Source organism: Micromonospora sp. NPDC049081, from assembly GCF_040648835.1.
Taxonomy (GTDB): domain Bacteria; phylum Actinomycetota; class Actinomycetes; order Mycobacteriales; family Micromonosporaceae; genus Micromonospora; species Micromonospora antibiotica.
Window position 1 is genome coordinate 7,561 of the sequence record NZ_JBEZEK010000005.1, and the last position, 25,323, is coordinate 32,883.

16 protein-coding genes are annotated in these 25,323 nt (G+C 67.6%); 7 read left to right on the top strand and 9 right to left on the bottom strand.

Translation table 11 applies throughout. From position 1 onward, the window contains the following. Window positions 1-24: 24 nt before the first annotated feature. From AB0B63_RS10100 to AB0B63_RS10115, 4 genes are read left to right on the top strand one after another with little or no spacing between them, the layout of a single operon-like run. Window positions 25-2,979 (top strand): DEAD/DEAH box helicase, encoded by a 2,955-nt coding sequence (locus AB0B63_RS10100; protein WP_357016570.1) that lies wholly within the window; start codon window positions 25-27, stop codon window positions 2,977-2,979. Next, window positions 2,976-8,486: a class I SAM-dependent DNA methyltransferase gene (locus AB0B63_RS10105; protein WP_357016573.1), complete on the top strand. Its 5,511-nt coding sequence runs from the start codon at window positions 2,976-2,978 to the stop codon at window positions 8,484-8,486. Before AB0B63_RS10100 ends, AB0B63_RS10105 begins: the two co-directional genes overlap by 4 nt. Then, complete coding sequence (locus tag AB0B63_RS10110; RefSeq protein ID WP_357016576.1) at window positions 8,483-15,223, top strand: DEAD/DEAH box helicase; 6,741 nt, start codon at window positions 8,483-8,485, stop codon at window positions 15,221-15,223. Before AB0B63_RS10105 ends, AB0B63_RS10110 begins: the two co-directional genes overlap by 4 nt. Continuing rightward, window positions 15,220-17,502 (top strand): UvrD-helicase domain-containing protein, encoded by a 2,283-nt coding sequence (locus AB0B63_RS10115; protein WP_357016580.1) that lies wholly within the window; start codon window positions 15,220-15,222, stop codon window positions 17,500-17,502. Before AB0B63_RS10110 ends, AB0B63_RS10115 begins: the two co-directional genes overlap by 4 nt. A 218-nt stretch (window positions 17,503-17,720) precedes the next feature. Here the strand turns inward: AB0B63_RS10115 and AB0B63_RS10120 are convergent, their stop codons facing one another. The 8 genes from AB0B63_RS10120 to AB0B63_RS10155 all read right to left on the bottom strand — a co-directional run bounded on the left by AB0B63_RS10120 (window position 17,721) and on the right by AB0B63_RS10155 (window position 22,375). After that, window positions 17,721-17,948: a restriction endonuclease gene (locus AB0B63_RS10120; protein ID WP_357017089.1), complete on the bottom strand. Its 228-nt coding sequence runs from the start codon at window positions 17,946-17,948 to the stop codon at window positions 17,721-17,723. A 46-nt stretch (window positions 17,949-17,994) separates the two neighbouring features. Next, complete coding sequence (locus tag AB0B63_RS10125) at window positions 17,995-19,224, bottom strand: sigma-70 family RNA polymerase sigma factor (RefSeq protein ID WP_357016583.1); 1,230 nt, start codon at window positions 19,222-19,224, stop codon at window positions 17,995-17,997. Between the two features lie 63 nt (window positions 19,225-19,287). Then, on the bottom strand, window positions 19,288-20,010 hold the full coding sequence (locus AB0B63_RS10130; RefSeq protein WP_357016586.1) for a DUF2637 domain-containing protein: 723 nt from the start codon (window positions 20,008-20,010) through the stop codon (window positions 19,288-19,290). Further along, complete coding sequence (locus AB0B63_RS10135; protein ID WP_357016589.1) at window positions 20,007-20,399, bottom strand: hypothetical protein; 393 nt, start codon at window positions 20,397-20,399, stop codon at window positions 20,007-20,009. Before AB0B63_RS10135 ends, AB0B63_RS10130 begins: the two co-directional genes overlap by 4 nt. Window positions 20,400-20,724: 325 nt before the next feature. Then, window positions 20,725-21,225, bottom strand: a complete 501-nt coding sequence (locus tag AB0B63_RS10140; protein ID WP_357016592.1) for a hypothetical protein — start codon at window positions 21,223-21,225, stop codon at window positions 20,725-20,727. Next, the gene (locus AB0B63_RS10145) at window positions 21,222-21,812 is read right to left on the bottom strand and encodes a CDP-alcohol phosphatidyltransferase family protein (protein WP_357016595.1); all 591 of its coding nucleotides are present in this window, start codon (window positions 21,810-21,812) and stop codon (window positions 21,222-21,224) included. The genes AB0B63_RS10140 and AB0B63_RS10145 overlap by 4 nt, the downstream gene beginning before the upstream one ends. Next, window positions 21,809-22,033 (bottom strand): hypothetical protein, encoded by a 225-nt coding sequence (locus tag AB0B63_RS10150; protein ID WP_219465406.1) that lies wholly within the window; start codon window positions 22,031-22,033, stop codon window positions 21,809-21,811. Before AB0B63_RS10150 ends, AB0B63_RS10145 begins: the two co-directional genes overlap by 4 nt. Then, window positions 22,034-22,375 (bottom strand): helix-turn-helix domain-containing protein, encoded by a 342-nt coding sequence (locus AB0B63_RS10155; protein WP_219465407.1) that lies wholly within the window; start codon window positions 22,373-22,375, stop codon window positions 22,034-22,036. A 117-nt stretch (window positions 22,376-22,492) separates the two neighbouring features. Between AB0B63_RS10155 and AB0B63_RS10160 the strand changes: the two genes are divergently transcribed. Beyond that, on the top strand, window positions 22,493-22,828 hold the full coding sequence (locus AB0B63_RS10160; RefSeq protein ID WP_208565187.1) for a DUF952 domain-containing protein: 336 nt from the start codon (window positions 22,493-22,495) through the stop codon (window positions 22,826-22,828). A 221-nt stretch (window positions 22,829-23,049) separates the two neighbouring features. Here AB0B63_RS10160 and AB0B63_RS10165 read toward each other — a convergent pair whose 3' ends face one another. Continuing rightward, the gene (locus tag AB0B63_RS10165; protein WP_357016600.1) at window positions 23,050-23,811 is read right to left on the bottom strand and encodes an HAD family hydrolase; all 762 of its coding nucleotides are present in this window, start codon (window positions 23,809-23,811) and stop codon (window positions 23,050-23,052) included. A gap of 87 nt (window positions 23,812-23,898) precedes the next feature. On the opposite strand from AB0B63_RS10165, the gene AB0B63_RS10170 reads away from it, so the two are divergent. Together AB0B63_RS10170 and AB0B63_RS10175 are read left to right on the top strand one after the other, a co-directional pair. Continuing rightward, the gene (locus AB0B63_RS10170; RefSeq protein ID WP_357016604.1) at window positions 23,899-24,096 is read left to right on the top strand and encodes a hypothetical protein; all 198 of its coding nucleotides are present in this window, start codon (window positions 23,899-23,901) and stop codon (window positions 24,094-24,096) included. A 33-nt stretch (window positions 24,097-24,129) separates the two neighbouring features. Beyond that, window positions 24,130-25,095 (top strand): L-threonylcarbamoyladenylate synthase, encoded by a 966-nt coding sequence (locus AB0B63_RS10175; RefSeq protein WP_357017092.1) that lies wholly within the window; start codon window positions 24,130-24,132, stop codon window positions 25,093-25,095. The last annotated feature ends 228 nt before the right edge of the window (window positions 25,096-25,323 follow it).

Genomic DNA, 25,323 nt, shown 5'->3' on the forward strand with positions numbered 1-25,323 from the left:
AGCAGAACGAGGAGCGGGGCAAGAGTGAATATCGAGGCCGAGACCGCAACCGGCGAGGGCAAGGTGTCGGCCGGCTTCCCGCCAGGGTCGCAGGTACTCGTACGTGACGAGCAGTGGCTGGTACGTAAGAGCACGTTCACCAGGCGCGACAGATGGATGATCGAGGTCACCGGGGTGTCGCCGTTCGTTCGCGGCGAGGAAGCGATCTTCTATCAGAGCCTCGACGACATCCGTATCCTCGATCCGCGCGAGACCAAGCTGGTGGCAGACGACTCGGCGAACCACCGGCGGGCCCGGCTGTTCCTGGAGGCGGTATTCCGCAAGTCTGCGCTGCCCCAGACCGAGCACGGGCTCGCGCTCGCAGACGGGTTCCTGATGCATCCGCAGGTGCACCAACTGCGGCCGGCTGAGCTGGCGCTGTCGATGAAGAACCCGCAACCTCGGATCCTGATCGCGGACGTGGTGGGCCTGGGCAAGACCCTGGAGATCGGTATCTTGCTGGCCGAACTGATCCGACGCGGTCGCGGCGAGCGGATCCTCGTGGTGACGCCGCAGCACATCCTGGAGCAGTTTCAGCGGGAGATGTGGACGCGGTTCGCCATCCCGCTTGTCCGATTGGACTCGACCGGCATCCAGCGGGTGCAGCGTGAGATTCCGGCGGGACGTAACCCGTTCGCGTACTTCAAGCGGGCGATCATCTCGGTGGACACGCTGAAGAGCGCCGTCTACGCCCATCATCTGGAGCAGACCGACTGGGACGCCGTCGTCATCGATGAGTCGCACAACCTGGTCAACCGGGGCACCCAGAACAACGAGCTGGCCCGGTTGCTCGCTCGCAAGACCGACGCGCTGATCCTCGCGTCAGCCACACCGCACAACGGCCGAGCGGAGTCGTTCGCCGAGCTCATTCACATGCTGGACGAGGCTGCGATCGCCGATCCGAGCAACTACGATGTCGACCAGCTTGAGCATCTCTACATCCGCCGGACGAAGACCTCGCCTGAGGTGCGCGACTCGCTGACCGGTTCCTGGCCGGATCGCGGGCCGTCGACGCCAGTGCACGTCCGGGCCAGCGCGGCAGAGACCGCAGTCTTCGCGGAACTGATCGAGCGGTGGATCCCGGCCGAGGGCGGTACTTCGGTCAGCACCCATCAGCTGGTGCCGTATCAGCTGCTCAAGTCGTTCCTCTCCTCGCACCGGGCGTTGCTGGCGACAATCCGGACGCGGTTGAAGACGATCGCCACGTCCTTGGCCGAGAAGCCGGGCGATCAGGCGCGCCTTGCGGAGCGGACAGCGCTCCTGACCCTGCAAGAGCTGACTGAGCACATCCAGGACGAGGACGCGTCGAAGTTGACCGCCCTGGTGGCGCAGTTGCGTGAACTCGGCGTCGGACCGGGCTCGGATACCCGAGTTGTGATCTTCTCGGAACGCATCCCGACGCTCATCTGGCTGGCCGAGACCGTTCCCGCCGTGCTCGGGTTTCCAACCGCCGGCGAGGTCACCGATCGCAAACCCTGGACGGCTTTCAATGGTGCTGTGCAGGTCATGCACCGCGAGTCGACCTCGGATGAGGAGCAACAGCGCATCGTCGAAGCGTTCGGCCTGCGTGACGCCCCAGTCCGGATGCTGTTCACCGGCGACATCGCCTCCGAGGGCGTCAACCTTCACCAGCAGTGCCACATCCTGATCCACTACGACCTGCCGTGGTCACTGATCCGCATCGAGCAGCGCAACGGCCGCATCGACCGGTACGGGCAGAAACACTCACCGCAGTTCCGGGCACTTGTACTCACCAGCGACCTACCATGGCGGACCGATCCGGAGTCTGGCGCGGCACGCCCTCTGGATGACCGACTCGTCGGCGAGAAGCTGCTGGCAAGGGAAGCCGAAGCCCACAAGATCGAGGGCTCTGCGGAGGCGGTGACCGGCCTGTACCGGGCGTCGGAGGAAGAGGATCGCCTGATCAAGGACCTGGTCGCCGGCCGTACCGTCGAGCAGTCGATCAAGAAGTCCCGCGCCGGCCGGACCGGATTCCTGTCCAAGCTCGTCGGCCAGGTCGGCGCTGTCCCGGAACGCAAGGAAATCCGCAGAGCGGAGGTCTTGACACTCTTCACCTCGACGGCGGACTACTTCGACGAGGGTCTCCGGCAGATCTGCCGGCCCAACCCCGAGGACCAACTGTCGCTCTACCGCGACGACAACGGCACCATCGCGTTCGAGCCGCCTGCGGACCTGCTGTACCGACTGCGGTCGCTGCCCCGTTCGTATTTGAAGGAGCAGCAGATCCTGCCGGGCCCGGACTCGCCCGGCCGGCTGCGCATCACCTTTTCGAAGGGTCTCGCCGACAACCGGTTGACGGCCGCACGGGATAGTTCGGACTCGCAATGGCCGACGGTCTCCTACATGACCGACGTTCACCCGGTGCTGGACTGGCTCACCGACAAGGTGCTCGTCGAGGTCGGCCGGCATGAGGCACCAGTCCTGACCGCGAGTGTGACCGAGCCGGTCTTCCTCGTCCAAGGCATCGCATCGAACCGGCTCGGCCGGCCGACCATCGTCAAGTGGATGGCGGTCACCGGGCTACCCGACGCCCCCGAGACCCGGGAGCTGACTCCAGCACTGCTGGCCGAATACGGTCTCGGTCCGCGGATGCCGGCCCGCGCGGTACCAAGTGACTTGGACGGGCTGACGAAGCTGGTATCAGACGCGATCGAGGAAGCTGGCCGCTACTTCAGCGAGATCGAGGGCAGCTACCGCGAGGGCATCAAGGAGGCGCTGGCGCCGTACCGCAAGAAGGTCAGCACGTGGAAACAGGAGGCGCTGTTTGCCGGGCCGCGACCGGATCACCGGCAGGTCGACAGCACGGCTGAGCGGCTGATTCAGCTGGTGGCGTCGCTGGAGTCGGTCGGGGCGCCGATGCTGCGCCTGCTGGCCGTGCTGGAACCGCTCGCTGACGGGGTGAAGGGAACACACCGATGAGCCGCGACTACGACTCACTCACCAACCGGGGCGAGTACTTCTCCGCGCACTACCTGGCCGAAGACCTGGACGCCGACCTGCGGAAAGGGATATTCGCGGCCTGGACCGGGCGCGAGGGCGACGAGAACGATCCGCGGCGTACACCGCGCGAGCTCATCCGTGGCCTGCGCGGCAGCTACCTCGGCGAGGACGGCCGGCGCTACTTCGCCGGTGCGGCTGAGGCCGACAACGACGACCTGATCCGCCTGGCCACCTACGACAACCCGGAGTGGCGCAAGCGGCTGACTGAGTGGCACCAGGAGGTGCTGCGGGCACTCGGCTTCGAGCCCGAGCCTGTCGAACTCGTCGCGCACCGGGCTGGCCGCGACCACACCGTCACTGTCGCACTGCACACCGACGAGATCATCGCCCTGGACTGCGGCTGGACCGGCAACGCCGACGCGGCTCTCGACCCGAACGGTGCCGGGCGGCTGCTGCATCCCCTGCACGTCACCGGGTCCGAGAAGTACGAGACCGGGCCGGCGCTCGCATCGTGGCTGTTCCAGAGTGAGATGGGTGGTCCCGGCGGCGCCCACCCGCGTTTCGTCCTGCTGCTGCACGGCGGCGTGATCATCCTCGCCGACCGCGGCACATGGGCCGAGGGGCGCTATCTCGCCGCGAATCTCGACACGGCGTTGGAACGCTACGACCGGACCCAGACCGGCGAGCTATCGACTATCGCCGCCCTGTTCAGCCGCGACATGCTGCGCCCCGGCGACAACGATCCGACCCGCCGTATCGACGTACTGCTGAAGAACTCCAGCACCAACGCCGTCGGCGTCTCCAAGGAACTGCGGCACGGCCTGCAACGCTCCGTCGAGATCCTCGCCAACGAGGTTCTGCTCCGCATGGCAGAGCCGGGCAACAACGTACGCCCGGAGGACATCGAGGGTCCGAAGCTGCCGTTCGCCCGGGAACTGACCCGCGAGTGCCTGCGATACCTCTACCGGGTCCTCTTCCTGCTCTACGCCGAGGCCCGGCCCGAGCTGGGCATCCTGCCGACCGACGACGGCAGCTACGAGAGCGGCTACTCGATGGCCCGGCTGCGGGAGCGGTGCGCCCTCGACGAAGAGCTCGTCGAGGAGGAGTCGAGAAACGGCTTCCATCTGTACGCGTCCCTCGATCTCTTGTTCAACAAGGTCAACTTCGGGCACCGGCAGTACGGCACCGAACCCGACGACGACCTCCCCGGCGATGACGAGGCGACCCGCAAGGAGAAGGCCGAACGCCGCAGCGAGGATCACGGACTGCGGTTCGAAGCGCTGCGCAGTACCCTGCTCGAACCGGGCGCCATCCGGCTGATCGGCACCCGCACCCTCGACCCGCGCAGTGACGAGGTCGAAGATCCGCGCTGGCTCGACCTACGGCCCCGAAACGCCGCCCTGCACCAGGTGCTGCGCCTGCTCACTATGAAACAGAGCAAGAAGGGCGAGCGCGGCGGCTTTGTCTCCTACCGTAACCTCGGCATCAACCAGCTCGGCGCCGTCTACGAGGGCCTGATGTCCTACACCGGCATCATCGCCGACGAGGAACTCTGCGAGGTCGCCCGCGAAGGGAACCCAGACGAGGGCTCGTGGCTGGTGCCCGCTCACCGCCAGCAGGACTACCCGGACGAGACGCTGGTCCGCTACAACGAGGCCGACGCCCGGCGCGGCCTGCGCGGCGTCAAGAAGTACGCAAAGGGTTCGTTCGTCTACCGGCTATCCGGCCGTGAGCGGGAAACCTCCGCCTCGTACTACACGCCGGAGTCACTGACCAAGGTCACGGTTGAGCTGGCGCTCAAGGAGCGGCTCGACCAGGAACGCGACGCTGGCGGCAACCCGATCAAGACCCGGGCGGCGGCGTTGCTGTCGTACCGGCTCTGCGAACCAGCGCTCGGCTCCGGCGCGTTCCTCAACGAGGCGATTAACCAGGTCGCCGAAGAATACCTGCGCCGCCGGCAGGACGAACTGGGACGGTCCATCCCGTCCGGGCAGGTGCTCACCGAGAAACAGCGGGTCAAGGCCTACATCGCTCTACACAACGCGTATGGCGTCGACCTCAACCCAACCGGCGTCGAGCTGGCCGAGGTCTCGCTGTGGCTCAACACCATGCACCCAGGCATGCTCGCGCCTTGGTTCGGCCTGCACCTGCGGCGTGGGAACTCGCTGATCGGTGCCCGGCGCGCGATCTACGCTGCCGACGACGTCTGCTCCGCCGCCAAGGAGTGGCTCAAGGCCAAGGGAACCCTGGTCCCGACTCCGCTGCCGATGCGCGATGAGTACGGCGACCCCCAGCCGTTGCCGGCCGACGCTGTGCACCAGTTTCTCCTGCCCACGCCGGGCTGGGCCGCTGTCGCCGGCAACACCGAGGCAAAACAGCTTTCTACCGACCAGAACAAGAAGCTCGCGGACTGGAAGAAAGGCATCCTCCAGCGGCCGACGCGGAACACCTCACATCTCAAGGCGGACGGCACCCCGAAACTGGTCGCCCGCACCCAGCAGCCGCAGCAGGAGAAGCCGTCCCAGTTCACCCGACTCCGCGACGCCGCCCGGCGAGTCGAGTTCCTCTGGGCCGCGGTCGTCAAGCGGATGGACATGTCCGAGCAGAACATCGCCCGGCGGATTCCGATCTGGGGAGCTGGGGCGGACGAACCCGAGTACGGCTTCCTGCACCAGCAAGAGCGATCAACACCCAAGGAGGACGTGCTCCGGGACCTCTTCGAGGCAGTCGACACCCCGTACTGGCGGCTGAAGCTGGTCATGGACGCCTGGTGTGCCCTCTGGTTCTGGCCGTCCGACCAGGCCGGGCTGCTCGACGGCACCGACGAGGAGTACGAGGTCAGTGGCAGCATCACCCGTGCCAGCCTGGCCAGCCTGATCGACACCACGGTTCCCGGCACCGAGTCACCAGCCGAACTGCCACAGCAGGCGCCAACCACTGCGGTTGCGCCCCCGGCACCAGTTGCCCGGCGCATGATCTCGCGACCGATGACGCTCTTCCCCATGGACGGTGACCAGACGACCCTCGACGAACTTGGTTGGGGTCTGGAGCCCGAGCCAGCACCCGTACCGCAGCAGCCCCAAGAGAAGCCCGTGAAGGCCCCGAAGTCCTCGGCACCGGCACTGCGCCGAGTCATTCCCCTGAAGAACCTCGACGACTGGCTCGACTTCCTCGAAGCAGTTCTCGGCACCGCCGCCGTCCCGCAGAACAGTTTTCTCGACGCCTACGACACGCTCGACAAGCTGAAGGATTTCGAGAAGTCCCTGTCCGGATTCTTGAACATGGATACCAAGCCGCCGGAAGACCGATTCCCGTGGCTGCGGGTCGTCCGCGACATCGCTGACCGGCAGGGCTTCCTGCACTGGGAGTTGGAGTTCGCGCTCATCTTCACCGAGCGAGGCGGCTTCGACCTCCAGGTCGGCAACCCGCCCTGGGTTCGGCCCCGCTGGGACTTCGACGCGGTGATGGCCGAGTACGAGCCCTGGTTCGAACTCGCCGACCGGCCATCCGAGTCCGACAAGGAACGCCGTCGCCGCGATCTACTCACGAAACCGGACATCAAGGCATTCGTTCTTGACGAACTGACCAACAACAGCGCGACGGTCGCACTCCTCGGGGCGCCCCAGATGTACCCGCTGCTGGCTGGTACCCAGCCGGATCTCTACCGTGCCTTCATGTGCCAGATCTGGGCGCACATGTCGCGCCGAGGGACCGCTGGCATGCTGCACCCGGACACCCACTTCGCCGGCGAGAAGGAAGGGCCACTGCGAGCCGCCGCGTATCACCGGCTCCGCATCCACGGCGACTTTGTCAACTCGGGTCAGCGGTTTTTCCCGCGTCCGGTCGGCGACACGGCCCACTTCGGCATTCATGTGTACGGCCGCGAGAGAGAGATCAGCTTCGCCCATCTCTCGTGGTTAGTGTCGGCCGACGCCCTGCGGCTCTCCGGCGACCACGACGGTTCCGGGGACGTTCCGGGCATCCGTTTCATGAATCGCGAGTTCGATGAGCGACCCCACCGGAGCCGGGTCGTGACCGTAAACGAGGAGGTTCTTGGCGTCTGGCGGAAACTGCTCGACGAGGAGCATCGGCCAATCAGCCAGGCGCGACTGCTGTTCCCGGTAAGCACCGCCGAGGCATCCGCTATCGAAGCGTTGGCCATCTACCCCCTCAGGCTTGGATCGCTCGAACCGCAGATTTCGTCCGGTTTCCACGAGTCCGGGGCCAAGAAAATGAGGCTGATCGACTACAACAGGCCGGATCCGAACACAGGACGAGAGCGTCAGCCAAAAAGTTGGGGCGAAATCATCTTGAAGGGAACCCAACTGAGCATCGCTACGCCTGTGTTCAAGCGGCACGATGCGAACAGCAACGATCCCTACGGTGCCGATCTCGTCAGCTTGCCGACCGATTTTGTGCCGGACACCGCATACGTCGTGGCTCCCGGTCGAAAGAACGCATACCGGGACGCTCATGACCGGTGGATCGATCACGTCGAGCTGGCGCGGCTTCGCTTGGACGCGGAGGCTCTCGGTGACGCACGGGCACTGATCGCCGAGGCTGAGAACATCCCAGAGTCGGACGTCGACCCAGAGAAGATCGACGCCATCCTGATCCAGAAGTCACGCCGACCCTACGTCGACTTCTACCGGCTCGCCTGGCGTCGTCAGATCGCCCCGAACACCGAACGCGCCCTCTACGCAGCCATCATCCCGCCTGGGCCTGCTCACATCGACGCGATGCATACCCTGACGATGCCGAACAACCGGCTCAACGTCTTGGCGGCCGGCTTCTGGGCGTCACTTCCTCTCGACTATCTGTTGAGGGCGACCGGTCGGGGAGACCTGCGGGTGGCGGGTTCCAGGGCCATGCCGGCGCCTGATGAAGATCATCCTTTTGTAGGTGCGCTCCTTCTTCGAACGCTTCGGCTCAACTGTTTGACCTCGGCTTACCGGGATCTGTGGGCCGAGTTGTACAACCCGGGGTGGGCAGCCAGCGAGACCTGGGCACGGGACTGGGCTGGGGCACAACCGCTGGGCGGTGTCGGCCCGGAGTGGACCTCGGAAACGCCGCTGCGGAGCGAACGGGACCGGCGAGCAGCGCTGGTCGAGATCGATGCTCTTGTGGCCGTCTGGCTTGGTATGAGCGCCGAGGCACTGGTTGCTGCCTACCGTGGTCGCTTCCCCGTTCTGCAGAAGTACGAGGCCGTGACCTGGTTTGACGCGGATGGGTGGAAGCTCGCCGGCAATGCCCGGACTATCGGCCAACGACAGACGAAGGCGAGCTGGGCGCAGTTCGAGGCGTACCAGAACGACAAGTCCGAGCCAAAGACCGTTGCGCCTCCGGAGGGCTTCACGCCGCCGTTCTACAAGGCGGACCGGGTGGCTGAGATGACAGCGGCGCACACGGTGTTCCAGGCTCGGCTGGATGCGGCGATCGCTCGCGGCGAGTGGGATCTGGTCGCGCGGAAGGCGGCGAAGCAGTGAGGCCGACCCTGGAGGCGCGCGGGCTGAAGGAGAGCCTGCTGCAGTACCTGTCGACAACCTACGCGTTGGCCGACGAGGGTGCCCGGGAGGCGCTGCACCGATTCCTCGGCAACGAGACGTCGGGGATGTTCCGTGGGCCGTTCCTGCGGATCAGGACTCCGTTCACCACGGCGGCACCTGGTTGGGAGCAGCATCTGGAGTGGCAGCGGGAGGGCTGGACGCCGTATGCCCATCAGGCTCGGGCTTTTGCCCGGTTGAGCTCGGCGAATGGTCACGTGCCGGAGCCGACGCTGGTCACTACGGGCACAGGCTCCGGTAAGACGGAGTCGTTCCTCTACCCGATCCTCGATCACTGTCGCCGGGAGCGGGCGGCCGGGCGGTCCGGGGTGAAGGCGTTGCTGCTGTACCCGATGAACGCGCTCGCCACCGACCAGGCGCAGCGGATCAACGAGCTGCTTCTCGGGCACCGCGAGGAGCTGGGTACGGTGACGGCCGGTCTCTACATCGGTGACCGGGCCGCGATCCAGTACGAACGGGTCTACACCCGGCGGCAGGACATGCAGCTGACCCCGCCGGACATCCTGATCACCAACTACAAGATGCTCGACCTGCTTCTTCAACGGGTCGACGACGCGCCGCTGTGGCAGGGGGCGGACCTTCGCTATGTGGTGGTGGACGAGTTCCACACCTACGACGGCGCGCAGGGTACCGACGTCGCAATGCTGCTGCGCCGGCTCGCGTCCGTCGTGGACGCTGCCGAGGAGGGCCGCCCGCTGGGCCCGATCTGCCCGGTGGCCACCTCGGCGACGCTCGCCTCGGCGTCCGACGAGCGAGCCATCGAGGATCTGCTGAAGGTGGCGACAGCGGTGTTCGGCAGCCCATTCACCGCTGAGGCGATCGTCGGTGAGGATCGCCTCACCATCGACGAGTTCATCCCACTGCGCGATATCGGGGAGCTACCGAACGAGGAGGTGATCCTGCCGACCCCGACGCCGGACGAGTTGCTCGCTCTGCCGGACCCCACCAGCGGCGACGATGCGCTCCTGCTGCTGGCGCATGCTGTGACCGGTGTCGACGATCTGGATCAGATCGAGCTCGGAAGGCGACTCAAACGGCATCTATTCACCAAGGCGCTGCTCATCGCTCTCGAGGGCGATGTGAAGAGTGGCCCGGACGTGCTACGGCTAATGTGGCGTGCCGGCGCGCAGAGCTGGTCGTCGGCGATCACTCGGCAGCCGGAGAAGGCCGCTGCGGCGCTGGCCAGGTTCGTGGCGCTGCTCTCGTACGCCCGTGATCCTCAGTCTCCGCCCGGCGAGCTCCGGCCGTTCGTGCATGTCGAGGTGCACCAGTGGGCTCGGGCGGTGACCCGGCTGCTGCGTGGGGTGTTGCCGTGGCCGAAGGCGGAGTTCCGGTGGGACGTCGCCGGGACCCGCGATCCCGGCACCGATCAGGGCGTGGTAACGGTACCCGTGACGACCGCGACCGCCGGGCAGGCCGCGAACCTGTTCCTGCCGGCGGTCTACTGCCGGGAGTGTGGTCGCTCCGGCTGGGCGGTCTTCTCGCCGGAGAGCGACGACTGGGATGTCCAGTTCGACAGCTATAAGATCCGCCGGGCATCGACGGGGCAGGACAAGGTCCGGATCCGCTATCTGATCGCGGCCACCGACCGGGAGGCCGCCGAGGGCGCTGGCCGCAACACGATGCGCGACGCCGGCCAGCGCGTCGGAGCACCGTCGGCGGCACACGGTTCTGGCGGGACGCTGATGGTGCTGGACGCCGTCCGGCAGCGGCTGCGGCTGCCGGACCCGGGCTCCGACTACAACGACGAAGGGCAACCCGCGCTGACCGCACGGGACTCTACGTTCCTGCTGGTCAACCTTGGTTCGACGGCCAACACGGCCGCGGCGGAGGACTGGTGCCCGGCGTGCGGTGAGCGCAACGCCATCCGCTTCCTCGGTACCGGTGCGGCAGCGCTGGCGGCAGCGGCGATCACGCAGCTGTTCACCGCCGGGGAGCTGGACAAGAAGGCGTTCGAGGACAAGACCCTCATGTTCAACGACTCGGTCCAGGACGCGGCGCATCGGGCCGGTTTCGTGGCGAACCGGTCGTACACCTTCTCTCTGCGGGCGTTGCTCGCCGCGCACCTGCGCCAGGAGTCCGCCACCGCTCTGAACGACCTGATCGCTGACGTGGTGTCTGCGACGACCGATCCGCAGACCCTCGCTGCGGTCGTACCTCCGGATCTACATGGCCTGCTCGGTGTAGACCGCCTGCTGTCCGGCCGTGGGCGTGGTGGCGATATCGCAACCTGGCAGTTGATCGGGCAGCGGCTGGCGTTCGAGACGCTTATGGAGTTCGGGTTCCGCTCCCGCAACGGCCGCACGTTGGAGCTCACCCGCACGGCGGCGGCGCACATCCACCTCGCCGATCCGGGTGCCGTGACGGCCATGGTCAAGGAGATCCACCTCGATCTGGGCCGGGACGGCCTGCCGATCATGGAGGCCGACGACGCCACCTACCTGGGTTTCGTCCGGGTATTTCTGGAACGGCTTCGCAGCCGCGGCGCTGTCTCGCACAAGTGGCTGAGCAAGTACATCGACGAGGCCGGGACGAGCCGGTACTTCGTCTGGGGACAGCGTCCGCAGGGCATGCGAGCGTTTCCGAACCGGGTCGCGGCACCGAAGTTTCTGCTCGCGGCGCCGAAGAACGGCAGTGACTTCGATGTGGCCTCCGGCAGGCTGTCCTGGTACGAGCGGTGGGCGGGACGAACTCTCGGGCTGGCACGGGAGGTCATCCCGGAGTTCTGGTATCGGCTGCTGCCTGAGCTGGCCTCGGCTGGGCTGTTGTCAGTTCGTACCCCGAATGATTCCTCCGCCCGCATCTACGGTCTGCAGCCGGGCAACGTCGAAGCCCTGCTGCTGGACGACGGCCAGGTGCGGGAGGCTTTCGTACGTTGCCCTGTCTGTTTCTGGGAGCAGACGGTGCATCCGTCACTGCTCGACCAGTGGCACGGCCAGCGCTGCCCGGCCTATCGGTGCCGCACCGGCCGCCTGATTGCCGGCAACCGGCCGATGGAACTCGGGCGCCACCAGCGTGACCGTGACTACACCCAGGACTACTACCGCCGGCTCTACCGGCAGGCGGGCACCTATCAGGTGAACACCGCCGAACACACAGGCATGCTTACCCGCCAACAGCGGGAACGGGTCGAGCAGGCGTTCAAGCAGGGCCGCAAGCCCGACGAGACGGGCGTAGTGGCGTTCAAGAACCCGAACGTCCTGTCCTGCACGCCAACGCTGGAGATGGGTATCGACATCGGGGACCTCTCCGCTGTGGTACTTGCCGCGCTGCCCCGTCGCCCGGCCGGCTACGCCCAACAGACCGGACGTGCCGGACGGCGTACCGGTAACGCGTTCCTGCTGACCATCGCCGATCGCTCCCGGCGCGACCTGTATTTCCTGGACCAGCCGAAGGAACTCATCGCCGGGATGATCGTGCCGCCGGGCTGTTACCTGTCTGCGGTGGAGATCCTGCGCCGGCAGTACCTCGCTCACCTTCTCGATTTGGCCGCGACCGGCCGCCTTGCCCGCCCTGACGGCGTCGTACTGCGGGCGCTGCCGGACCGGGTGAACGCGCTGTTCGGACCGTCCGGGTATCTGGTCGACCTGATCGAGGTCGCCGTCACCCAAGCTGCCGAACTCGTGGCGGGGTTCCTTCGGCTGTTTCCCCGCGACGACGGCGCCGACCTGTTGCCACGCGGTGTCACCGAAGATGCACGTAACGATCTTATCGAGTACGCGTCACACGGCCTGCGGGCGGCGCTGGAGGAAGCCGAGCGGGAGTGGCGACGCCAGGACGAAGGGTTGCGGGCCCGGATCCGCACGATCAGCGAGGCCTACGACGAGCTGCACGACTCCGACCCTGACGGGGCGGATGAGAAGGCGATGTTGGATGCCGAGCGGCGTGCGCTCGGCAAACGGCTGATGGACCTCGGGAACACCACCGCGCAGGGCGCGTTGTGCGATCTGGGCCTGCTGCCCAACTACGCTCTGGTCGACACGGTCACCACACTCAACGCCACGCTGTACGGGCCGGACGGTGTGAGCCCGAAGGACGGCAAGACGCCCCGGTACAAGTCGAAACCGGTGAGCTACCAGAGGCCCCGTCGATACGCCCTGGAGGAGTTCGCCCCCGGCAACACCTTCTACGTCAACGGCTACCGTCACCAGATCACCGGCATCGACATCGTCACGTCTGGCCGGCCCGAGTGGCATCACTGGCGCGTCTGCCCGGGTTGCGGGTACGTCCGCACGGAAGACGCCGTGCACGACCGGTCTGCCTGCCCCCGCTGCGACAGCATCTACATCGCCGACGACGGCTGCCTCTTCCAGATCGTCGAGCCGTCGACCGTGACTTCGCGTGACCTGCGGGAAGACGCCCGGATCCGGGACGACAAGGACGAACGCGATCGTCGCTTCTACACCGTCGTTGACGCGGTCGATTTCCCCGACGACGAGATCGCCCCCGGTTCGTGGCGGCACGCGCACCAGACGTTCGGCGTCGACTACTGCCGCCGCGCGATGATCCGGCGCATCAACGTCGGGCCGGCCCGCTATGACGCGCCGCCGCGGGACGACTTCGCCGGGCACACCGTACGGATTAATCCGTTCTACGTCTGCACCGGATGTGGGGCAACGAGCGCGGATGGCCAGCCGGTCTTCAATCTCGAATCGGACGCTCTCACCTCCTCCCAGGCACGTAACCCGCAGATGAAGAATCACCGCCCATGGTGCCCGCTGCGCCGGGGCAAGCCGGACAACATCACGCAAGAGAAGGTCCTGCTCGCTCACCAGTTGCGGACCGAGGCGCTACGCATCCTCCTTCCGGCTGCGGCTGCCGACGTCGACACCCGGGTGCACTCCTTCCGGGCGGCGCTGCGGATGGGCGTGGACCTGCACTTCGGCGGCGACCCGCAGCATCTGGACACCACCGTCGCCTCCATGCCGGACCAGGCAAGCGGGGAACGCCGCTGGTTCCTGGTTCTCTACGACCGGCTTCCGGGAGGCACCGGCTACCTGGACCGGCTCACCAAGGCTGAAGACTTCCAGAAGGTGCTCTTGAAGGCACACGCCGCACTGCTCGACTGCAAGTGCAAGGACGAACAGCGCCGGGCCTGCCATCGCTGCCTGCACCGGTATACCCCCGAGCCGCAGCAGGACCTTGTCTCCCGCAACATCGCGCTCCGGATGATCAGCTCACTGCTCTTCGACGACGGGTGGGAGACCGAACCGGTTGCCAACACCCGGAAGATCGGACTGGACGGCCAGCTCGAATCCGACCTCGAACAGCGCTTCCTCGACCTGCTGCGCGGCTGGGTGTCGGTTACCGACGACGTATCGCTCGATGAGGACGGCCATGCCAGCGGACACCTGCGCTTTGCCCGCGGCACCGACCTGGTCCACTGGCGGATGACTGCCCAGCAGCAGCTGCGCCGGACCAGGACTGACTTCACCTTCAATCGGGTGGACGGTCCCAGCCAGAGTGTCACCGTCTACCTGGAGGGCTTCCGGTTCCACGCCACCCCTGAGCACAACCGCATCGCGTCGGACGCCCGGCAGCGGACCGTCCTGCGCGCCGAGGGCCACCGTGTCTTCCAGGTCACCTGGTCCGACATCGAGCTGTTCGAGCAGCGGCCGACCTCCACCCGGCCGGTCTGGCCGCCGTACTCAGGAACGGCGCAGGAGCAGGCCAAAGATGCTTACGAGGAGTTCGACGGCAACCGGGCCCAGCTGACCGGCATGATCTACACCAATCCGGTGAGCTCTCTGATCGCCTACCTGCGAGACCCCGACGAGCAGCGGTGGGCGTCAGCGGCGGGCGCCATGGTGACCGGACTGCTGGCCGAGCCAGGAACTGCTTTACTAACGGCGACGACCGATCGCCGGGAACTGGCCCGGACACTCCGTGCCGAACTCAACGGGCTCACTGCTGGTCAACCCGAACAGCCCCCGCCTGCCGGGGAGCCGGACGCCACGCTGCATGCTTTCCGGGCACACGATCAGTGCGGGCTGCCGATCATTGTCACCCTAGACGCCAAGGATCCGGACCACCCGCGCTGGACGGCGCTCGCGGCTCTCGACGACCGTGACGCCGCACTCACCGGCGATGGCCACTGGCGGCGCTGGCGCTCGTGGCTCTACTGGACGAACCTCACCCAGTTCCTCGCGTACGCCGGCGGTGACGGAGTCCAACTCGCCTACAGCACCGCCGCCGAATTCGACCTTGACACCCTTCTTGTCTGCGGCGGCGTCGGTGAACTCGACTCGCTGAACAGCCCGCCGCTGCCGAAGCCGACGGTCGGCGTCGACAAACCCGCTGCGGCGACGTCCGGACCACGGGACCACCAGTGGGACGACGAGATCCTGGAGATCCTCGACGATGAGCCAGAACACGGCGGTGATCTCGGTGTTCTCGCCCGCAGGCTGGCCGACCGGGGCAAACGCGCACCCGTGTTCGGCTACGAACTCGGCGCCGGCCGCTGGCAAGTCGACTTCGCCTGGCTCCTGCCAAACTTCAAGATCGCAGTAGTGGCCCTGCACGGCGATGACACCGACGCACGACACCGGAACGAGGCATACGCCGAGGAAGGCTGGACGATGCGGACCGCGGCCGAGTGGCTCCAACACCTCGACGAACTCGAAGACCTGCTGCCCGACATGGAAGACTCCGCGTCATGACCGCGCGACTCAGCCTGCACTACAAGGCCGAGGAAGAGCTCTACAAGCTCGACCGAACGGTCAAGGGGCTGTTCTACGACTTCTGCCACCGGTTTCGGAAGAACCCAGATCAGCCCGGCCTGGATCTGAAGAAGCTCAAGGGCGACTCCCGTATCCACCGCGCCAAGATTAATCAGTCGTATCGGGCACTGCTCATTCCGGTCGAGACCGACGAGCGTGGCCGCCAGCACTGGCTGATCGTCGCGGTCCGGCACCGCAAGGACGTCTACGACGAACTCCAGGTCGCGGTCAACCGCGTCACCGGAGAGTTGGAGTTCGTCGACCTCGCCGTGATGGGCGACAGCTCCCTGCAGCGTGCCGGGATCACGCTCACCCCGGCCGAGCCCGATGATGTAGCTCCAACGCCGGCTCCCATTCGAGAGCCCGATCAGGTTCCAGACCGGCCGTCCCTACTCGGTGCCTACACGGCCGACCAACTCCGCGACCTCGGCGTTGCCGAGCAGCTCATCGACTTAGCCTTGGCTGTCACTACTGATGAGGAACTCGACCGACTCGTCTCGGGTGCACCGCTGCTTTCCAAGGATGTGCTCTACGGACTCGCGGCAGGGATGAGCATCGACTCAGTGCTCGAAGAGGTGACCCGCCCGGTGAAACTGCCAACTGAGCCGGACCTCGCCGACATCTCCACCGCGGTCAGCCGAACGAATGTCTCGTCGATCGACGACGACGTGCAGGCTGCCCTAGACGAGGGCAGTTTCCGTAGCTGGAAGCACTACCTGCATCCGACCCAGGCCAAAACCGCGCGGCGTGAATACACCGGCCCGGCCCGCGTCTCTGGCGGTCCGGGCACCGGCAAGACCGTCGTCGCTCTGCACCGGGTCAAGTATCTCGTCGAGCAGCTGACCGACGACGGCGTGCAGATTCTGCTCACAACCTTCACCGCCAACCTCGCTGCCGACCTGCGGCTCCGCCTCACCTCTCTGATAAGCGAACCGGGGCTGCTGGCGAGGGTTGACGTCATGCACATCGACCAGCTTGCCGCCCGCGTCATCGGTGAAAACACCGACCAGCGCAACCGGCGCAAGCGCATCAGCGATCAGGCAGCCATGATCGAGATGCGGCAGCTCCTCCTCGAACTCGACGAAAAGCGCTGGGAGGCCGACTTTCTCCTCGACGAATGGGAGCAGGTTATTCTCGGCCAGGCACTGACAAGCCGGTCGGACTACTTCAGCGCCCGACGAGGCGGGCGTGGCCGCGCACTCACCCGCCCAGAACGCAGCCAGATCTGGAAGCTTATCGAGCAGTTCGCCGCTCGCCTGGACAAGCTCGGCGCCGAGACCTGGGGCCAGGCCGCCGAACGCGCCGCCCGCTTCGAGATCGAACGCGCCGCCGCAGCGGAGCGGTACCGGAGCTCGCCTGCGACGGCTGAAGACAGCTCCGGCTCCCGGCCTTTCGTGTACCGGTACCGGCACGTCGTCGTCGACGAAGCCCAGGACCTGCGCGCCGCTCACTGGAAGATGTTGCGCGCCATGGTTGAGTCAGGCCCGAATGATCTCTTCATCGCCGGCGACACCCACCAGCGAATCTATGATCACCAGGTCTCTTTGGGTGCGCTGGGCATCAACATTCGGGGCCGCTCACGTCGGTTGACACTCAGCTACCGCACCACCCGCGAGATCCTGGTACACGCCCTCCGGATCGCTGAGGGCAACAAGACCGTCTACGACGATCTCGACGACGGCGTCGACAACCTCTCCGGATACCGGTCTGTGCTGCACGGCCCCACACCGACCTTCCTGGGATATCAGAACTGGCCGGGCGAACTGGCCGGCGTCGGAACCCTGCTACAGGGATGGCGCGACGAACTCTCGACGGACGACGATGGCGCCCGCCAAGACCCGTCCGGCCACGTCGCGGTCGCGGTCGCGGATCACGAACAGTTGACCCAGGTCATCGAGTACCTGGAGAAACAGGGCGGCCTGACCTGCGCCGAGCTCACTAAGGACGGGCCGCGTGGCGACGGCGAGATTCACGTGGGGACGATGCACCGATTCAAGGGCCTTGAGTATCAGCGGCTGGCGATCATCGGAGTGCGCAAGGGCGCGATCCCACGTCCCTACATCGAACGCTACCGCCGGTCCGACCCGCAGCGGTACGAGCTCGAGCAACGCAAGGCCCGGTCGCTGCTGTTCGTTGCCGCGACCCGCGCCCGAGATGTACTAGCAATCACTTGGCACGGTGCACCCAGCCCTTTGTTGGATCCAGTGGTCAACGGCTGAAACGGTCTTCGCCCACGCGCAACGCGTACTTCCCGTCACCAAATGAGCTTGCCGCTATGCCGCTGAACGCTGTTCCCGAGCCGTTCTTCGGTCACGGCGGGGAGGAGGGACAACCCTGACAGTCGGACCAAGAGCAGCGCCCTGTCGGCGACAAGGCGTGCCCGTTCACCACGCCCTGATGCGACTGCTCGATTCGGGCTGCCGTTCCCTCGCCTGTCTCAGCTACTGGCGATCGCCGCGCTGGCATCGTCTGGTTCTGTTGTCGCGGTCCGCGGGCGCTTGATGCCGGTCAGTACGTCCTTGCCGAGGTGCTTTTTGATCAGGTAGGTGAGGCGGTTGCCGTCGATGAGTTCGATTCGTCCGTGCTCACGGGCTTTCTGCCAGGAGCGTGGTGTGAACCATGAGGTGGTGACCAGGATGCCGTGTCCGGCCTTCCTTTCTTCGATGGCGCCTCCGCGACGACCGCTCTGTACTGGCCGCCGACTGGTCGGATCAGGAGAGCGCTGGCCGTAGCGGACGGTGGCCGTGCGGTCCGAGCGGGTGGAGTTCGCGCAGCTGAAGCAGGGCTGCTTTGAGCATGCTGTCCACGGTGTGGGCGTCGCCGCCGATGCGGTCGGCGATCTCGGCAAGGTCGAGCCCGTGGCGGAACCGTAGTTCGATGGCGGCGCGGAGGTGCTCGTCAAGCAGCTCGAGGCGCTGGCGCATCGTGGTCGAGAAGCTCATGGTTGCAGTTCGCGGGGCGGGTGCGGCGATGTCGTTGTCGAGAGGCTGCGCGCGGCGGACGGAGAGCGCGGTCAGCGCGTCGGTGATCGCGGAGACCGGCATCGCGAGGTGCCTGGCGATCTCGGTCGGGGTGGGTTCGCGTCGAAGCTGTTGACGCAGGTCGTCCCGGGCCCGACAGACGCGGGTGGCCATGCCTCGTAGTGCTTTGGCGGTTCCGGACTGCCATTCACATCCGGCTTGTTGCTGTACCTCGCCGAAGATGCGCTTCCGTAGGTAGGGGACGAAGTCGCCGCGGAGAGGATCGTGCCCGTCTACGGCCTTGACCAGCGCAATCGTCCATGCCTCGGCGGCATCACCCGGCTGGGTCAGGCGTCGCGCCTCCCGCTTCGCCAGTTGGCGGGCCAGGTCTGCGTTGTCTCGGATGAGGTCCGCACGGAGTTGACCGCGTTGCTTCTCGTCCGTCTGTGGACTGCGAAGTTGTTGGAACCTGCGGCGCAAGCGCAAGTCGAGCGTGCTGGGGCGGAGGGTGCGGAACCGTCGAACAACGTCCGCGTAGCGGTAGGTGGGTCGTAGGAAGCGGAGGGCGAGACGCTGGACGATATCCGGTTCCGGTTTGGCTCCGTGTTCAACTGCGGCGATGTGCGGCGCGGAGACGGACAGGATAGCCGCGAACCCGGCCCGGCTGCGGCCGTTGAGAACTCGGATGCCGGTGAAGAAGTCATGGATGGACGTGTAGCGCGCCGGGTCCGAGGAGTCGATGGGGCGGTAGCTGAAGGTGATAGCGATGTCGTTGAATCGAAGTCGGCACTCGGGTGCGGCCTCGATCAGGTCGTGGAAGAAGATGGCGGGTGGACGACGCAGGCCGTGCTCGTACTGACGAATGCTCTGCACGGACCGGCCCGTCATCGCGCCAAACGCCGCCTGAGTCATACCGAGATCCGTACGGATCGCCATGACGAATTTGGCCACATCGCTCGGGAAGGGGTGAACGTTGGTCACGTCCTACGTAACGAGCCTTCGCGTCGATCGATGCGATGTCGCGGCACCGTGTGCCATCAACCCTCAAGAATCAGATGTTCGTTGCCCTGCGTTTCGAGATCTACCGGTAACAAGGCGCCGGACATGACGTTCGGTCACACCAGCGGCCATGGCCAACTCCGCCAGACTGGCCTGCGGGTGCTCGGCATGCAGCTGGGCCACGACATCCGCCGTCCGGGCATGTCGCGTCATGTGCCGACGCGCCGACGCCGGTACTTGATTCGTGATCAGACCGTCGGCGCTGCCAGCCGGCTTCGCTTCTATCGCCTCCGATGTAGAGATGTCTGGTGGGTGCGGCTTCGGTGGCGCAGCCGTGGTGTCGGAGGCTGGCGGCTCCTGCTGCTGGCGGGCGGGATCAGATACGTGGTGGGTGTCGCTTGGGGTCGGCTGCGATTTGGTCAGCATCTCCACGACCAGCAGCAACGCTACCGCCGGCCAGGCGGCGACGATGCGTGCTCCAGGGCTTGGCTCGGCGGCGGCGATGTTCGCCGCCACGCTGGCCGCCACCCCGACCGCAAACGCCGTACGGGCCGACCAGCGCACCCTCCGGCCGGCGCGTTTGTCCTCGACCATGGCCGCCGACGCGACGACGAGCATTCCGTCGACCGACAGCGGCAGCACGTAGGCGACCTCGGGACGCTCCCCGAACCTCAACGCCACGGCGACCATGTGACTCCACGACGACCAGGCAGCTATCCCGGCCACCGCTACCGTGCTCACGTCTCGGGCAAGCCGGGTCGGCGTCACCGAACCACCCCCAGCCCGAGCCGAAGCTCGATGGCCCGGACCTCGATGGGGTCCACGGACGGACGTCCGCCGATGTCCAGCCGCGTCTGGACATCAGCCCATCGCCGCCACCGCTGGAGGACGTCGCTCGCGTCGAGACCGGTCGCTTTCGCGTTGTCCGTCAGGTCCGCGCCCGCCTGCAGCGCGGTGTGGATCATCGTGGGTTGCCAGCGCGTCCACCAGGACACCACCGCAGCGGACAACGCCAGCTCCGCCAGGACGGCAACGCGTCCGGATTCCGGCGTCCGAGCCACGGCATGGTAATGAAGATCGAGAAGGAGTTGGAACGGGTTGATCTCTTCCGCGTCGGCGAACCGCACCGGCGGTTCGGTCGGTCGGATCGGGTTCATCGGGCACCGCCCGACCCGCGTGAGCTGGGCAAAGTCAGCGGTAGCGGGTCACCGGCGATCGTGGCGGTGTGGTTCGCATGGTGGTACCTCCGGCCCACCAGCACTACTCTTGACCAGGCGTTATAGGTCGTGAAGATCAGCGGGCACCCGGTGGGCACAGATCAGGATTGATCTTGAGTCGTTCTGGAACCTGCCACCCGGTTTCCGGCGGCCCCGACCACGCCTTTCGGACGTTCCCGCTTCGTCACCGGTGCACCGCTGCCCGACCGGCGGCCGAGCCGCCGGTCCACGGCGGAGACGACCGTGGTGGGGCCGGTCCGCGTGCTCAGTAGCCGGCGAGCCGCGGCATCAGCGCGATCGCCACGAAGCGGATCGTGCGGCCCAGCAGGCACGTCGCCGCGAACGCGACCGGACGCAGGGGCGTGCGTCCCAGGTAGACGCTGGTGGCCAGTAACGGCGGAAACCCGGTGACCGCGCTGACCAGCAGCATGCCGGTGGCCTGGCGGGGACGCTCCATCACCTCGACGAGTCGTGCGCCGGCCGCCTTCGGGCCCGCGAGCATCGTCCCCCACCGGCCCGGCGGTCTCGGTGTGCCGGGCGTGTGCCTGGTGAGTCGGCGTCGCAGCCAGGGTGAGCGGATCGCGCCGCGCGTACCGAGAAAGATCAGTAACTTTCCGGTGGTCTGACCGGCTGCGGCGGCGACGCCGAGCGCCACGGGCGGCGTGCCGGTCGTGGCCACCGCCGCCATCAGATAGGGCTCGGCCGGGGTGAACGGCAGGAACGCCGACAGCAGCCCGACGGCCGTAGCCGCCAGAACGGCGATCATGGCTGGGTGGACGGTGGGCCGACCGGCAACCTGGCGGCGCGGGCCAGCGAGACGACCTTCACCGCGGCGACGCCGAGGGCGAAGGTGACGGCCACGGCGGTGGGCGCGAAGATCGCCAGCAGCACCACCGCGGCGGTGTTCAGCGCTTTCGCCGGCGGAGACCAGTTCCACCGGTAGATGCGCCGGTCGACGCAGCCGAAGTAGTTCGGGCTCAGCAGGGGCCAGCGCAGGAACATCAGGCTCAGCAACTGATCGACGACCATGAACTGGACGAGGAACACTGCGATCGGCAGCGCCGTTTCGGGCCGCAGCACGACGAGTGCCGCGGCACAGGCCGACGTGCAGGCCCGGTCGGCGACTATGTCGAAGACCGCGCCGGCGCGGGTCTCCTGGCCCAGGGTGCGGGCGGCGACACCGTCGAGGATGTCACCGATCCAGTAGACCAGGTAGGCGGCGACGAGCAGGCGGGCGTCGCGGTGGTTCAGCGCCGCCACCGCGAGCCCGAAGGAGCCGGCTGTGCGTACAGCGGTGACGGCGTTGGGGACGTTGACCAGAGTGACCGGCGGTGCGATCCCGAGCGCCGTCATTCGGCGTCTTTGAGGATGCGTTGCAGGTCGACGGTCCGTCGGTGCAGATCGGCCAGTTGCGTGCTCATCTCGGCGAGCAGCCGAGACGTTTCGGCGGCCTGCTCGGCGTACTGCCGCTGCAGTTCGCTCGACACCTCGGTCCGCTTGCGGACGCCCGCATACCAGACGACGGAGATGAGCACGGCGGCGACGACGATCAGGAAGACCGAGGCGGCGTCCATCTAACTGGTTCCCTTCGGTGGGGAGTCGCCGTCTCCGGCGTTACTCAGGGTCGCGGCGGCAGCCGCCACCACGTCGGGCGTGAGCTGTAACGAGAACGGTGTGACCTCGTAGTACTTGAGCGCCTTGCCGTCATCGGACAACTCCAGGTGGGCGGTGACCAGGCCGGCCCGCTCCAACTTCTTGAGGTGCACCTGGAGCAGCGCACGGCTGATGCCCAGGTCGCGGGCGAGCTGTGAGACGTAGGAGCGGCCGCCGGTCAACGCGGCGAGCACGCGGAGTCGGTGCGGACTGGCCAACGTGGCGAGAATCTCGACCAGCCGATCGCCGGTCAAGTTTCCCATAGTTCATCTTGGCTCATGCCAACTATTATTTGCATGAGCCAAGGCGGGCTGTCAACCCCGGGGTGGGCTGCCGGGAGCGGTGGCTGCGGATCACTCCGACGTCTGCCACCCTGAGCTGTGCTGATTTACAAGATCCTGCTGCCCGCCGAGTGGGCCGGATTCGAGGCCGCCGGCCGCTTCGACGGCTCGCCGCTCGACCACAGCAGCGGTTTCATCCACTGCTCCTCGCGTGAGCAGGTGGCCGCGACCGCGCTGCGGTTCTTCGCGCAGGAGCCGACGCTCGTGGTCGCCGCTCTCGACACCCGGCTGCTCGGTGCGGCGGTGCGCTGGGAGGACGCCCCCGACGGTGGGCCCTTCCCGCACGTCTACGCGGCACTGCCGATCGACGCCGTGGTCACCGTCCACCGAGTGGCGGGGGCGTCGTCGGTGGACGATGCGATACCGCAGGCCTAGCTTGGTGATCGGGCCACCGGAGCGTGGCTCCGGTCAGGACCGGCAGCCAACCGGGTCGACCACCGTTGCACCCTGCGCCGGAACACTGCCCGACGGGCCGAGGTGGACCGACGGCGACCCGGCGGTGAAGCTCCTGCCACCAGTCGATGGCGACGGCTGACCCCGCCAGAACGGGTGGAGCTCCCGGCCACTCCGCACCTCCACGATGCGGGCGGACGTCCTCAGTCGACGGAGCCCCGGGCCTGACGCAACAGCGCGAGCAGACCGTGGCCGTCCTCGATCCGGGCGTCAGGGACGACGGCGGGTTGCGGGGGTTCCCGGTCGGTGCGCGGGGAACGCATCAGGATCGCCGCTCCCGCGCCGGCCCGGCGGGCACCCTCGACGTCCCGGCCGAGAGTGTCGCCGACGAACCAGCAGCGGTCGATCGGCACCCCGACGGCGTCTGCCGCCAGCAGCGCCAGTCGCGGGTTGGGCTTCCGGGGGCCAGCCTCGTCGCTGTAGAGCTGGGCGGCGAACGAACCGGCGAGCCCGACAGCGGCGAGGAAGTCCCGGTGCGCGGCACCGCAGAGGGTGTTGCTCACCACGGCCAGCGGAAGGCCCGCCGCGGTGGCCGCCCGGAGCGCCTCGGGGATCCCCGGGCGCACCGCCCAGTCCGCCCGCCACGTCCAGGCGTACGACAGGGGGGTCGCCTCACGGTCGACGGCGTCGCGGGCCGGTCCGGGCCACGAGCCGGTGACGAACTCCGCCCAGACCCGGGAGTGGGACAGCTCCACCGGGTCGGCTGTCCGCCCCGCGCCGTCACGCCAGGCCGAGTAGCGTCGTGCGCCTTCGGTCAGGTCGGCGGCGATCTGTTGGTCCGCCACCACGCCACCGACGAGCTGGGACAGCCGCCGGACAAGTTCCGGTGGGGCGGGTGGCTGCGGAGGCGCGTCGGCCAGGACGCCACCGAAGTCCAGCAGGAGGGCGCGCGGCGAGCGGAGCATGCCCGCAATTCTCCCCCGACGAGACCGAACGCGCGGAACGGACCGGTTGGCACCCGACCTCTGGCGTCGCGGCAACGGGGGGCAGTCGTGACCTACCACGCGGTCGCCGAGCTACGCGCCGCCGACCTCGGCTGGGCGCAGGAGGAGGACGACCTGCCGTCCGCCGGTGCGGAGCTGCGCGGTGACCCCACCCCGGCGCTCGCCTGCCGTCGCGGACGTCACCCCGCACGACCCTCGCGGGGACGACCGCCACCCGCACCGGGCCAGGCCGGGGCGGCAGGCTAGCGTCGGGGTGTGACCACTGGCGCTCCCCGTGTCCTGCCCGCCGCGCACGGCATCGCCGAGGCCGCCGAGGTGCTGCGGGCCGGCGGCCTGGTGGCCTTCCCCACCGAAACGGTCTACGGGCTCGGCGCGAACGCGCTGGACGCCCGGGCCGCGGCGCGGATCTTCGAAGCGAAGGCCCGGCCCAGCTTCGATCCGCTGATCACCCATCTGGCTGACGCCACCGACCTGCCGGCGCTCGTCGGCGCGCTGCCCCCCACCGTCGCAGCGCTGGCCGAGCGGTTCTGGCCGGGACCGCTCACCCTGATCGTGGACCGGCCGGCCGTGATCCCGCCGATCGTCACCTCCGGTCTCGACACGATGGCCGTACGGGTGCCCGACGAGGCGTCCGCCCGCGCGTTGATCCGGGCCGCCGGAGTGCCCGTGGCCGCACCGAGTGCCAACCGGTTCGGGCAGCTCAGCCCCACCCGCGCCGAACACGTCGTCCGAGGGCTCGGTGCGGCGGTCGACGTGGTGCTCGACGGCGGCCCCACCCGGTGCGGAATCGAGTCGACCATCGTGGACGCGCGTGGCCCCCACCCGGTGGTGCTGCGGCTCGGGGCGCTCGCCGTCGAGGAACTCGTCGCGGCGGTCGGCCCGGTGACCGTCCGGCAGGGCAGCTCCGGGCAGCCGGTCGCCCCGGGGACGTTGGCCGCGCACTACGCGCCGCGTACCCCGTTGCGGGTGGTGGCGGGCGCGGTGCCGGCACCGGCCGACAGGGTCCGACGGGGCTTCCTGGCCTTCCGGGAGGGCCCGGCGGCCGGTTACGCGGCGGTGGAGGTGCTGTCACCCGCCGGTGACGTGACCGAGGCGGCCGCCCGGCTCTTTGACGCGCTGCACCGGCTGGACGCGGCCGGGGTGACCGAGATCCTCGCCGAACCGGCCCCCGACGAGGGGGTCGGCCGGGCGATCAACGACCGGTTGGGCCGCGCCGCCGCCACCTGGTCCCCACCCGCACCCTGACCCCGGGCACATCCCCACGGCCAGCCGCGCACAACAAGCATGTAGTGGTCACTCGGCTGGCGGCGAGCCGCGCAACAACAAGGAAGTAGTGGTCATTCGGCCGCAGGATGCCACTACATCATGGTTCGAGCACGATCTTGCGGTGGCGGGCGGTGGCGGCGATGGCGGCGGCGGGTGGCAGCGGTGGCGGTGGGCAGGCGGCGGGCGGCGGGCGGGTGGTGGCGGCGG